Annotated in this window: 11 protein-coding genes; 6 read left to right on the top strand and 5 right to left on the bottom strand. The window is 60.3% G+C overall.

What is annotated here, in order from left to right:
• Positions 1–57 precede the first annotated feature (57 nt).
• Together NKI10_RS27365 and NKI10_RS27360 are read right to left on the bottom strand one after the other, a co-directional pair.
• Positions 58–2,016: a hypothetical protein gene (locus tag NKI10_RS27365; RefSeq protein ID WP_023693771.1), complete on the bottom strand. Its 1,959-nt coding sequence runs from the start codon at positions 2,014–2,016 to the stop codon at positions 58–60.
• Between the two features lie 48 nt (positions 2,017–2,064).
• Positions 2,065–2,691 carry a nuclear transport factor 2 family protein gene (locus NKI10_RS27360; protein WP_352862365.1) on the bottom strand — a complete coding sequence of 209 codons (627 nt, stop codon included), beginning with the start codon at positions 2,689–2,691 and terminating at the stop codon, positions 2,065–2,067.
• A 269-nt stretch (positions 2,692–2,960) separates the two neighbouring features.
• Here NKI10_RS27360 and NKI10_RS27355 point away from each other — a divergent pair, with 269 nt between their 5' ends.
• Positions 2,961–4,028 carry a M35 family metallo-endopeptidase gene (locus NKI10_RS27355; protein ID WP_352862364.1) on the top strand — a complete coding sequence of 356 codons (1,068 nt, stop codon included), beginning with the start codon at positions 2,961–2,963 and terminating at the stop codon, positions 4,026–4,028.
• Positions 4,029–4,346: 318 nt separating this feature from the next.
• Here the strand turns inward: NKI10_RS27355 and NKI10_RS27350 are convergent, their stop codons facing one another.
• On the bottom strand, positions 4,347–5,183 hold the full coding sequence (locus tag NKI10_RS27350) for an SLC5/6 family protein (RefSeq protein WP_352519797.1): 837 nt from the start codon (positions 5,181–5,183) through the stop codon (positions 4,347–4,349).
• A 763-nt stretch (positions 5,184–5,946) separates the two neighbouring features.
• Between NKI10_RS27350 and NKI10_RS27345 the strand changes: the two genes are divergently transcribed.
• From NKI10_RS27345 to NKI10_RS27330, 4 genes are all read left to right on the top strand, one after another.
• Positions 5,947–6,102: a DUF1127 domain-containing protein gene (locus NKI10_RS27345; protein ID WP_023671409.1), complete on the top strand. Its 156-nt coding sequence runs from the start codon at positions 5,947–5,949 to the stop codon at positions 6,100–6,102.
• A 140-nt stretch (positions 6,103–6,242) separates the two neighbouring features.
• Positions 6,243–6,416 carry a hypothetical protein gene (locus NKI10_RS27340; protein WP_023671410.1) on the top strand — a complete coding sequence of 58 codons (174 nt, stop codon included), beginning with the start codon at positions 6,243–6,245 and terminating at the stop codon, positions 6,414–6,416.
• A 173-nt stretch (positions 6,417–6,589) separates the two neighbouring features.
• Positions 6,590–7,294, top strand: coding sequence for a Crp/Fnr family transcriptional regulator (locus NKI10_RS27335; protein WP_352862363.1), 705 nt, complete (start codon positions 6,590–6,592; stop codon positions 7,292–7,294).
• 284 nt (positions 7,295–7,578) lie between these two features.
• Positions 7,579–7,776, top strand: coding sequence for a hypothetical protein (locus tag NKI10_RS27330; protein WP_352862362.1), 198 nt, complete (start codon positions 7,579–7,581; stop codon positions 7,774–7,776).
• 11 nt (positions 7,777–7,787) lie between these two features.
• Here the strand turns inward: NKI10_RS27330 and NKI10_RS27325 are convergent, their stop codons facing one another.
• Positions 7,788–8,528 (bottom strand): sulfotransferase family protein, encoded by a 741-nt coding sequence (locus NKI10_RS27325; protein ID WP_352862361.1) that lies wholly within the window; start codon positions 8,526–8,528, stop codon positions 7,788–7,790.
• Between the two features lie 270 nt (positions 8,529–8,798).
• On the opposite strand from NKI10_RS27325, the gene NKI10_RS27320 reads away from it, so the two are divergent.
• Positions 8,799–9,995: an aminotransferase-like domain-containing protein gene (locus NKI10_RS27320; RefSeq protein WP_023689842.1), complete on the top strand. Its 1,197-nt coding sequence runs from the start codon at positions 8,799–8,801 to the stop codon at positions 9,993–9,995.
• Positions 9,996–10,147: 152 nt separating this feature from the next.
• On the opposite strand, the gene yghU is transcribed toward NKI10_RS27320, so the two are convergent.
• Positions 10,148–11,017, bottom strand: coding sequence for a glutathione-dependent disulfide-bond oxidoreductase (gene yghU / locus NKI10_RS27315; protein WP_352862360.1), 870 nt, complete (start codon positions 11,015–11,017; stop codon positions 10,148–10,150).
• Between the last annotated feature and the right edge of the window lie 254 nt (positions 11,018–11,271).

Below are 11,271 nucleotides of genomic sequence, written 5' to 3'. Positions count from 1 at the left end.
AGTCATGTTATCGCAAATCCCGGTGCTCACCAGTCGCTTTCGATCGCGTCAGGTGGTTCATTGAGGCTCGCCACACTGAACATCGGCGTAGATCAAATGGTCTGCCTCGCTAAATGCCGCTTGGCTCTGGTCGAAGCAGAACCGTTTGGGCACCAAACGAACTAAGGTGCGTCGGTTGCATTCACCGGGCAGATCGATCTGGAAGGTGCGCGGCGACATCGACGGCGCTGGATCGCTCCATTTCTTGTGACCAGCAAACGAAACGTTCTCGATCCACAAGCTGGAGCCGGCTGAACCGACTGGACCGGAGATAGCCTCGACGCTGATGCCCTTTGCCTGCTCGATGCTTGGATATTCGCCACTTTGCGGCGGATCCCCGTTTGCCGGAATCGTGCCCGCGCTGACTGCCACATTGATCCTGATATCGTCGCGCTCGGGAACACCACCGTAGCTGTTGCGAAAGGTCCAGCTTAAGCGAAGGACACGCGTCCTGACGTCCTCTCCGGGCGGTGGAGGCAAAACCCGAATCTCGGCATCGGCAAGCGAAGAGCCTTCATCCTGCGCTTCTGGCGCCGGGCAGCGCGTGTAGAGTGGGCGGTAGCCACACTCAGGACCGCCGGCTCCCCACAGACAGTCGCTCAGCTTGCGCCAGTCTTCCAAGCTCAATCGAGGCGTTCCTGAGGACAGGTCATTGCCGGACCCCGGCACCATCCAGGGATGGATGCCGCTGCTGCCGATCGCCCAGTCCGTGCGATGTGCTTCTATGCCGGCGTAGACGGTCTGTTCCTCGTGCAGCTCGAGCAATTGGACCCAGGTTGGCGATGTGACCGCCGGTTCGTACCCGACTGCGTCCGCGGCAAAACGGCGGCCGGTGATTTGTGTGGTAAGCGTGTGGCAGCTTGTGCAGTTTCCGGTCGGATCTTCGACCGTCCTGGCTTGGCTAAGTTCATTGGGATAGGTGCCGGTGTAACCGGAGCCGACCACGCGGAACGGCGCGCCCGGCAACCGCGGTCGGCGCGGTAGAAAATCTCCCAGGCTGAAGGCGGTCGATTTGGAATCGCGGGCTGAACGGAAACCGACCCTGCTCTGTTCAATGTGCGGATCTATCACATAGGGGCTTTTGTTGTCATGGCATGCATGGCACGAGATCTGGAACGTCGGGTCATAGATTTTCTCCGCCGCAACCCTTCCGATGTCATCGGAATAGTTGCGCCCGCCTGGCGGAACGAAGGGCTTTGACCAATCGAACTCGCTCCGGTCCTTGCGGCCGTCGAAGAAGATGATTTCTCCGGATTTCCGATTGAACCCGATGGTGCCGAAGACGGAAAATCTCGGATCCGACCGTGTCCAGTAGGGATCGGTGCTGACCTCGTGGCTGATATTGGACTTTCTGCAGAGGAACAGCCATTCCACGTTGCCGCGCACGACCCTTACTGCACGTGAGTTCAGCCCACAGTAGGTTGAGCTGCCAGTTAGCGAAGGCTTGTCGCATCTGGGCAATGTCGCCGTCCATTTCACCACCTCTCCGTTCTCATTGCTGTGCTCGAACTCCAGCGGAGAGCCCGGTTTTGTCGGATTGGGCTTGAGGTCGACGACATTGCCATCAACTTCCAGTGGGATGACCTTCATCTGTGGGCTGCCGCAATCGCCCTCTGGAATAGGACCGAACACCGCCCGCGCTTCATCGCCAGACCTCGTTATGACGTCGGTGCTCTTTGAGGCTGGCGCCCAAAAGATGTCAGGGTTCCATCGCGTAACGGCTTCGGCGAACGCCTTCCCATCGAGTTCAGCGGGAGCGAAAGCGACGCTGCGAGGGCGCAGCGGCTCGAAAGCGGAACTGCGTGGCAATGGTGACGCCGCGCAGTTGCCCGCCTTGCTGCAAATCATGTCGGCCTGATTGGAGCCTTGCCTCTCGCCGGCTCGCGGCGTCGACACAAAAGCTTCATGTCCGATCGTCCCGGACAGCAGGAGAAACGCAACGCCGAGGACAGCAGCGATCAGCGCAACAGCACGCATCTCAGCCCACTGGAGCGTGCCAGTGAACCCATGGCCGATCTCTGGGCGTCATCGCTTCTTCGCTGCGACAGAGCCAGCGTCATAGTCAGCGTGGACAGTAAGCGATTGAAATCGCCACATGCCGTCATCGCCCTTTACAACAGACGCGCGGGCATCCGCCGAATAGTCAAGACTCGGTGCCGAAGAGTGGGAGTCCTGCATTGTCACAAGGACTATCGATTTGGTGTTCACCGTCTTGTCGTCAACCACGTCGAACAAGGTGTTGGTCACGAGATGCCGGGTCTGGAGTTTATCGGTTTCCAGTTTCTTAACTATTATTTTCATTTGCACGAGAAGATCATGTGCCGACTCTGGGCCAAGGTCGAGTGTCAGCTCGAGGACACTGCTGCCTGCATCGCAAATCTCATAGTAAGACGATTTAGGTTCCGCAAAGAGGGTGGCGAACGCGGCTGCATTTTTTTCGTCGATCGTCCAGGCGTAGCGGGACAAAAGATCTTGGATTGCCTGACGGTCTTCGGCCGGAGGATTATTATTGACGTTCCAGCCATGAGTAGCCTCTGTTCCACATGAATCAGCCAAAGCAGTGCCGCTGAAAGCAAAACAGAACCCATACGCCAGGGCAAAATACCTCAAAATCGCGCAGGCTGTTATTAAGCCTTTCCAACGCTCGCTCATAATGGCCCCCTCGGATGGAGCTTGATGGGAAAGTAGCGGTTCATCTTATACCACGCCAAAAAAGGCGCCAGTGAAAATCGATGTCATTGGAGGCCGGGGATGTCGTATTCCTGAATTTGTGAATTTGTGGTAAGTTGTACTCCCCTGTCTGCAGCAATTTTATTCCTGATTGCCAGATCAGCTGTGGGTGATCCTGGTATGCGTTAGCAAAATAAAAGCTCACGTAGGCGAAACAATAGATTCTAATCGTGGTTACACAGGAGCAAAAGATGCCAAACATTGTTCGAAATATGGTGTTTCTAATTTCAGCCTTTTTTAATATAGTCCCTTGGGCGTTTGCGCAGCAGAATCAGGAAATTGAGATAGTTCTGCAATCGCGCCTGACTTCTTTTGGAAACGATACCCCACTAATTATTGACTTTACTCTCACGAACCGGTCGCGCAGCCCGATCAGACTGCTCAGGTGGACCACGCCGATCGACGGCGTCTCGGGCGAAATTTTTTCAGTAGCGAGAGGGTCGCAGCCAATTCAGTATATTGGCCCTTTGGTGAAGCGAGCAGAACCGACCGAGGCTGACTTTATCAATATCGAACCCGGACAATCGATTTCGGTGCCCGTCGATCTGTCATTGTACTACGCCATCTATGAAGCAGGGATCTATGCGGTTACCTATGATACAGAGAGAGTGGGTCTGCTGGTTGGCCCTCAAGGTGCCCTGAGACGCGCCCAGGTTCTGAGCAACGCCGTCACGTTCAGGCTTCTATCCGGTCGAATTCCTCCGGAACGGATACCGCTCTCGGCACCCAAATTCGACCAGTGTGACAGCTCTCAACAGGACGATATTGGCGCTGCGCTGGCGGAAGCAAACAACATAGCCTCGGCTGCGCTGCAGGTTTTGCAGGGCACGCCTTCTGCCCAGCAACCGAATTCCCAACGATATCTGACATGGTTTGGGGCGCATACCGTAGGACTGTACGCGAAGGCCACTGGAAATTTCTCGAAGATTGCGGATGCTCTTGCAAACAAAGCAATATCGTTTGGATGTCACGGCAGCCTCTGCGGACCGGGAGTTTATGCGTATGTGTTCCGTGGTCAACCTTATAATATCTTTGTTTGTCAAAAGTTCTGGTCAGCCGCTCTGAAAGGAACGGATTCAAGATCTGGAACGATTGTACACGAAATTAGTCACTTTGAGGTCGTCGTCTTCACAGATGACTATTCCTCTGGTGGTCAAAATACCGCCAAGCTACTCGCGGTTGAAAACCCCGCGCAAGCCACAGAAAATGCCGATAGTCATGAATACTTTGCGGAGAACAACCCGGATCTTCCGATGTGAGGGACACCCAGGCAACTGATCCAGCGTGGATACGGGTGCCGTATTGCCATCAGAAACGAGAAAAGATCACCGAGGGCCGGACACATTGCGATCGCATGGTGAATGTCCGCTATCGCTCCCGCACACCGAAAGCGGTCCGGTCGCTCTCGGCCAAAATGCGACATTCAACTTTCGTCTCGTCCTGTCAGAATTGGGCAAGCCGCCCGCCGGCTGGCTCCGAAATGTAGGATCGAAGTCCTGGGCGCGCATGCTAATGCGGACAACACGAACTGGACCGGTTTGGCAGTGATCCACTGCGCGCGCCAAACCCTGGCCGATTCACGGCGCAGCCGTAAACCCGCACTGCTTCTGTTCCATCTCGATCTGCTTCGTGATGCGGATGGCGTTCTGGGCGTAGGCTTGCGTTACCGAGCCGCTGTTGACGGTCTTGTCCTTCAGCGGGCTGACCGCTGCGCAGAGGTGGAAGACATGCTCGGTGTCGGACTTGGCGGCGCCGTTTTCCGGCGCGATCCAGTAGACGATATCCTGGCCATTGGGGTGCGCCGCGTCCTTCGTCGCCGCGGCCACCGTGGTGGAGTCGGTGGCGATCGCCTGCGCCTGGGCGGCGACTTCGGGCGAACAGGCCGTGGTCGGCTGCCCCGCCTTGATCTGTTCCGCGCAGGTGTTCATGTCCTGCGTGTACTGCTCGACCGATGGCGGCTGGTAGCTGACCCCGATCAGCGTCGCCAGCACGGCCAGCACGGCGCCGATGCCGCCGGCCACCTTCTTGCTCTTCGGGTCCATGTTCTTGTCGTTGAGGATCAAGATAACCAGCGGCAGGAAGGCAATCAGGGTGATGATCGCGCCGAGCTGGTTCTGGACGAAGAACCGGAACGTGTCGGATTCGCGGGCCGGGTCCTTCCGGTTGGCCGCCTTCCAGAGCAGGCTGCCGGCGATGGCGAAGATCGCGATGCCGACCAGGATGCCGATCAGCAGCGGCAGGTTGCCCTGGTCGAACTTGTGCTTGTAGAGCAGTACGATCCCGGCGATCTCGCCGCCAATGGCGATGACCCACGAAAGCACGGCGAACAGGCGCAGCCGCGTGGCGCCGGACTTCTGGCCCTGCGTTGCCTGCCAGTCCTTGGTAACGTCTACGGTCGGCTTGTTGTCGGTCATGACCAGATCCCCCGGTATCGACACGTTTGCGGGGCGGCGTCAAAGGCGCCCGGCGCAGCGTCATTGAACGAACGTCGCCTGCCTCGGCGCGAAAGCGCCACGGCAGACCCCATCCTTATTGCCCATGATAAGATTCGTCCATAGGCGAGGCTGGCGGACGCCGATGCCGGCGATGGCGCGGAGGAGGGCAGGGCAATCGCATAAGGCGGCGCCAGCCCCACTCCGTCCGCTGCGGCCACCTCCCCCCATGTCCATGGGGAGAGGAAACCCAGGCCCATCAAGGCCGCGACCTCGGTGATTGGCATTTCCTCTTCCCTCCGCGGAGCGGGGCAATCGAATATGACAGGTTTGCGCTCTACGAATACCCCCACCCTTAATCCCTCCCCACAAGGGGAGGGAGACTTGGTAGGCGCTGATCGGCGCAAATCGCCTAGGTTCCACGCCAGAAAGGGTGGCTTGCGGCAGCGTTCCCTCCCCCTTGTGGGGAGGGTTAGGGTGGGGGTCCTCTTCGTAAGAACTCATATGTGATCGCCTTGCGCCGACGAAGGGAAGGTGGGTCGCCGAATCCGAGGGAGCGCCATATGCGGTCGTCCTGCCATAGGTCGGATCACGCCACCGCGGGAGCGCAACTAATTTGTATACAAATGTTTCTGGGCGGCATCGGTTTGTGAAGTGCTTCACCGTTGCCGCGCAATCGATCGGTTACAGAGGTGGCGCAAGAGCGGGCCTGAGGCAGCGCTCTGCTGCTGCATGGAGGTAACCGATGTTTGAAAGTCTCAGCAGAATTCGCGCTGCCCTGGCGCGCGCCAGCAAGCACAGGAAGACCGTGCGCGCACTGAATGCGCTGCCGACGGAGATCCAGAAGGACATTGGCTGGACGGAGTCGAGGTCGATCGATGAGATAAGGCTGCCGTTCTAGGGCCGCATCCAGCGTCGCTAATATATCGCTCGCCATCGATTGTTCGGAAGCGTACAGTATAGCATCGTCAGCCACATCAATGGGCGCTGACGCTTGGGAGCGACCATCGCACTCCTGCCCCGAGAGGAGGCATTGGAGCCATGGCGGAGCAACCGAGACAGTCCGGTCTGAGCGCCGAGACGCTCGCGGCCTTGGCGCGGGAAACCGGGGCCTCCGAGCAGCAGATACAAGAGATCGCATCGCTGATCGGCAACGATCGCTCGTCCATCGTGCGCGAAGCGCGCATGGTTGCGGCTGACCGCCCGAAGCGCTGATCCAGGAAAAAGCTGCTGGATTGATTGATGGGGCGTCGCCCCTGATTTGTCGGTTTTGTACGAAGTACAATGGCTGAATCCGAGTCAGCTATCGTCCAATGACCGTTTGCATTTGGGCAGGGCGCCGACGGCTGGGAGATGACATGTGCTCTTGCCCTTGACGGGAGAGAGCGATGGACCAGTCGGTCAGCAAGGAGAAAAGCGGCCTTTTGCGCCGCATGAACCTGGCCGACTTCGCACTGCTTGCGCCGCATTTGCACCATCGTGTGCTCGATCTCAAAGCCCCGCTCGAAATGGCGGGCGAGCCGGTCGCCTCGGTCTGCTTCCTGGAAAGCGGCCTGGCCTCGGTGGTGGCGAGGAACCGGCCGGGCCTGGACACCGAGGTCGGCATCATCGGCCACGAAGGCATGTCGGGCTCCGCCTTGGTGATGGGCGCCGACTGGGCGCCCCATGACTGCTACATGCAGATGCCGGGCGAGGCGGTGTGCATCGATTCCGAGCCGTTCAAGGCAGCGTTGCAGAAAAGCCCGACGCTTCGCGCCTTCCTGCTGCGCTATGCCCATTATCTGCACGGCCAGACCAAATCCACGGCGCTGAGCAATGCCCGCGCCAAGCTCGAGGATCGGCTGGCCCGATGGCTCCTGATGTGTGACGACAGGGTGGTCGGCCATCAGATCCAGATCACGCATGAGTTCCTGTCCGTCATGCTCGGCGTCAGGCGTCCGGGCGTCACCATCGGCCTGCAGATCCTGGAAGGGCGCGGCCTGATCCGGTCGCGGCGCGGCGAGATCGTCATTCGCGACCGGGATGGCCTGATCGCCGTCGCCGATGGTTTCTACGGCCAGGCCGAGGCCGAATACGAACGGCTGCTGGGCTGAGCCTGGCACGGGCTGGAAATGGCCGACGCGAATGCCGGTGAAAGCATGTTGCCAGAGCCGCGCCGGCCATTTGCGGCCATCTGGGGAGAGGCCGCCCGGCAAATCTAGCATCGGCGCAAAAGCGGGCAACGAACCGCAATCGCTTGGTAAAAACCGTACAATCGAATTGTGTTGAACCTTGGTTCGGCAAGAGTATGAATCCGCTGTCGTCGACCATTGTATGGGGCGCTGGCGCCTGAGACTTCGACAGGCTCGCGCGCCCGATGTGAACGGGGAAAACCGAAATGGCAGAACTGCTTTTCGATGTATCCGCCTTCGATTGCGCCATCCTGCGCGCCGCCTTCATCAAATCGGTGATGGAAGACAATGTCCCGGAAAAGCGGTGGCGCGCGCTCGCCGCCTCCCTGGTTCGCGACCTGACCGACCGTAGACGTCGAGCCGGATCTGCTCGGCTGGATCACGCGCAAGTAGCAATATTCTGACGGTCCGGCGGCTACCCCAGCCACCACCACAGCGCCGCGACCGCCGCAAGCACCGCCGCCACCGACAGCCCCAGCATGATGTAGCTGCCCTTGATGATGTCGAGGATGATCTTCTTCACGCTTTCGCGGTCGTTGAGGTTGGGGAAAGGCTCGTTGGGCAGCGCCACGCCGAGGAAGCCGCAGAGCGGCGCCCAGCCATCGCTGACCTTGAACACCAGAAGCTTCTCCGGCGGCACGGCCGCTATCACCTCCTCGGTATAGGCGTTGTAGCGCGCCACCGCCTTGGCGCGGTCGTCCATCACGCCGGCAAGCGTGCGGCCCCAGATCAGCCTGTGCGACATGTCGCCGAATTTGCGGCCGAACGGCGTCAGCCATTCCAGCACCTTGAACTGCCACAATGTCTCGGTGAAGTGGATGGTGTCGATGGTGCTGTCGTACCAGGCCTCGGCGCCGCGCGGATGCAGGGTGAGCAGCACCTTGGCGTCGGGATAGGCGGCCATCAATTCGCGCCACACGCAGCATCCCGGATTGTCGACCGTCGCCTTGTAGTTGGCAAAGACTCTGGTCCAGTCGTGCTGGCTGCCGGGCGGGCTGTTGGCCACCTTGCGCCAGAAGTCGAGATGGCCCTTGTTGGCCTTGTTGAGGATGACTTCCTGCATGTGGTAGCTGGGAAGGCCCAGCCTGTTCAGCGCGGCAAAGGTCGACCATGTGCCGGTGCGGCCGAATCCGGCCCCGATGAGCTCAAGCGCCATTTTATCTCCCCTGGTTGAGACCGCTTTTCTTTTTATGCCGGTCCGCTCGGAATGAGGTTGCATCCGCGCCCCTCGGCGCGCAACAATTTTCCCTGTGCAGGGGTCAAAATGTGTTTGCTTTTTCGTCTGGGCCACGCGGAATGACGGTCTGGCTATTCCCGCGGGTGGGGGAGCCTGATAATAGGTCAGCCAGATTGACCTAAATTCGCATGGCCGGGACGGTCATGCTGGACCAGATGCCGTATCCCGGGAGGTTGGCTCGTGAGTTTGATGGACCTGTTGGCGTCGCGCGCCTCGCGCATGAAGGCGTCGGAAATCCGCGAGCTGCTCAAACTGCTCGACCAGCCCGATATCATCTCCTTTGCCGGCGGCATCCCCGATCCGGCCTTGTTTCCGGCGCAAGCCATCGCCGATGCTTACGCCTCGGTGCTGGGCGGCGCGGAGGCGAGCGCAGCACTTCAGTATCAGGTCTCCGAAGGCTATCTGCCGCTCAGAAAATGGCTGGCGGGCCAGATGGGCAAGCTTGGCATCGCCTGCGACGAGCACAACATCTTCATCACCTCCGGCTCGCAGCAGGCGCTGGATTATCTCGGCAAGCTGTTCCTGTCGCCGGGCGACACAGCACTCGTGACATGGCCGACCTATCTCGGCGCGTTGCAGGCCTTCAACGCCTATGAGCCGCGCTACCACCGGCTGACGCCGGATGGCGGCAACATGACGCCCGCCGCCTACCAGGCGGCGGCTGCCGCTGCAGGCGGCAAGGTGAAATTTGCCTATCTCGTGCCCGATTTCGCCAACCCGACCGGCGAGACGCTGAACCGCCAGCAGCGCGAGGCGGTGCTCGACCTTGCCGGCGAGCTCGACATTGCCGTCATCGAGGACGCCGCCTATCGCGCGCTGCGCTATGACGGCGAGGGCCAGCCGCCGATCCTGGCGCTCGACTGCGAACGCTCCGGCGGCATCGAAAACGCCCGCACGCTCTATTGCGGCTCGTTCTCAAAGATTCTGTCGCCGGGCATGCGCGTCGGCTGGGTCTGCGCGCCGCGCCGTGTCGTCGAGCGGCTGGTGCTGATGAAGCAGGCGTCGGACCTGCACAGCCCGTCGATCAACCAGCTGGTCATGCACCGCGTCTCCGAGGCCGTGTACGACAGCCAGGTGGAAAAGCTGATCGGCGCCTATCGCCAGCGCCGCGACGGCTTGCTTGCAGCACTCGAAGCGGAAATGCCGGATGGCGTCAGCTGGAGCCGACCGGAAGGCGGCATGTTCGTTTGGCTGACGCTGCCCGAAGGTGCGGACGCCACGGCACTGCTCGCCCGCTCGGTCAAGGAAGCCCGCGTGGCGTTCGTGCCGGGCAACGCATTCTACGCCGACGGTTCGGGCCGCAACACGATGCGGATGAGCTTTACGCTGGCTGATGAACGCGCCGTGGGTGAGGGCGTGCCGAGGCTGGCGAAATTGATGGGCTAATCTCCCCCCTCGAGGGGGAGATGTCGCCGAAGGCGACAGAGGGGGTCGCCGCGCGTGGAGCGCTAACCTTCATCAGTCGCAGGAGGTCGCGCCCAGTCGAGCCGACCCCCTCTGGCCTGCCGGCCATCTCCCCCTCAAGGGGGGAGATTAGCTCACTCCGCCACCACCAATTTATCCTGCGTCTTCGTCTCGAAATCGCTGGCGTCGTGGCGCTCGTGCAGTTGCATGGCCGGGTCGCCGAAGGCGCGGTTGACCATGCGGCCGCGTTGCACGGTCGGGCGGGCGTCGATCGCCTTGGCCCAGCGTTGTACGTGCTCGTAGTCCTGCACCGACAGGAATTCGGCGGAATCATTGTACATGCGGCCGAGCGCCAGGCCGCCATACCAGGGCCATACCGCCATGTCGGCGATCGAATAGAAGGCGCCGCCGAGATATTCGGTCTCTGCCAGCCGCCGGTCGAGCACGTCGAGCTGGCGCTTGGTCTCCATGGCGAAGCGGTCGATGGCGTATTCGAACTTTTCCGGCGCATAGGCGTAGAAATGGCCGAAGCCGCCGCCGAGATAGGGCGCCGAACCCATCTGCCAGAACAGCCACGACAAGGTTTCCGCGCGCGCCGGCTGTTCGGTCGGCAGGAACTCGCCGAACTTTTCCGCGAGATAAAGCAGGATCGAGCCGGACTCGAAGACGCGGACAGGCGTCTTGCCGCTGCGGTCGAGCAGCGCCGGGATCTTAGAGTTGGGGTTGGCCTCGACAAAGCCCGAGCCGAACTGGTCGCCATCGTTGATGCGGATCAGCCAGGCGTCGTATTCGGCGCCCTTGTGGCCGAGCGCCAGAAGCTCCTCCAGCATGACAGTCACTTTGACCCCATTCGGCGTCGCCAACGAATAGAGCTGCAGCGGATGCTTGCCGACCGGCAGCACCTTGTCATGCGTCGGACCGGCAATAGGCCGGTTGATGCTGGCGAACGTACCGCCATTGGCTTTCTTCCAGCTCCAGACTTTCGGCGGGGTGTATTCGGTCATGCGGGAAATTCCTTGGTTTGGCGGGCGAAACGACTTGCGCGACGGCGCGAGACTGATGGCGGAAAAGTCGGCGGAACGTAGATACTGGAACACATAGGTGCAATTCAGAAAGGTTCAACTTGTGTTGAACTATTATCGATGTCAGCGCCGTCCCCTCATGGCCCTGCCGGTGTCCAGCCGATAGATGGGTAACACTTTGAACCGGATACATAGGTGACACTTCTCTCCCCCTATGCGTCCGCCGCAGCGCCAAG

This window comes from Mesorhizobium sp. M0802 (assembly GCF_040320115.1).
GTDB lineage: Bacteria > Pseudomonadota > Alphaproteobacteria > Rhizobiales > Rhizobiaceae > Mesorhizobium.
The sequence above is the reverse complement of the archived record's forward strand: the minus strand, read 5'-3'. Positions and strand labels throughout refer to the sequence as shown.

Excerpts from the sequence above, each read along its gene's own strand:
- NKI10_RS27350 (WP_352519797.1), bottom strand. The coding sequence starts at position 5,183 with ATGACCGACAACAAGCCGACCGTAGACGTTACCAAGGACTGGCAGGCA.
- NKI10_RS27335 (WP_352862363.1), top strand. The coding sequence starts at position 6,590 with ATGGACCAGTCGGTCAGCAAGGAGAAAAGCGGCCTTTTGCGCCGCATG.
- NKI10_RS27360 (WP_352862365.1), bottom strand. The coding sequence starts at position 2,691 with ATGAGCGAGCGTTGGAAAGGCTTAATAACAGCCTGCGCGATTTTGAGG.
- NKI10_RS27330 (WP_352862362.1), top strand. The coding sequence starts at position 7,579 with ATGGCAGAACTGCTTTTCGATGTATCCGCCTTCGATTGCGCCATCCTG.
- NKI10_RS27340 (WP_023671410.1), top strand. The coding sequence starts at position 6,243 with ATGGCGGAGCAACCGAGACAGTCCGGTCTGAGCGCCGAGACGCTCGCG.
- NKI10_RS27320 (WP_023689842.1), top strand. The coding sequence starts at position 8,799 with ATGGACCTGTTGGCGTCGCGCGCCTCGCGCATGAAGGCGTCGGAAATC.
- NKI10_RS27345 (WP_023671409.1), top strand. The coding sequence starts at position 5,947 with ATGTTTGAAAGTCTCAGCAGAATTCGCGCTGCCCTGGCGCGCGCCAGC.
- yghU (WP_352862360.1), bottom strand. The coding sequence starts at position 11,017 with ATGACCGAATACACCCCGCCGAAAGTCTGGAGCTGGAAGAAAGCCAAT.
- NKI10_RS27355 (WP_352862364.1), top strand. The coding sequence starts at position 2,961 with ATGCCAAACATTGTTCGAAATATGGTGTTTCTAATTTCAGCCTTTTTT.
- NKI10_RS27365 (WP_023693771.1), bottom strand. The coding sequence starts at position 2,016 with ATGCGTGCTGTTGCGCTGATCGCTGCTGTCCTCGGCGTTGCGTTTCTC.
- NKI10_RS27325 (WP_352862361.1), bottom strand. The coding sequence starts at position 8,528 with ATGGCGCTTGAGCTCATCGGGGCCGGATTCGGCCGCACCGGCACATGG.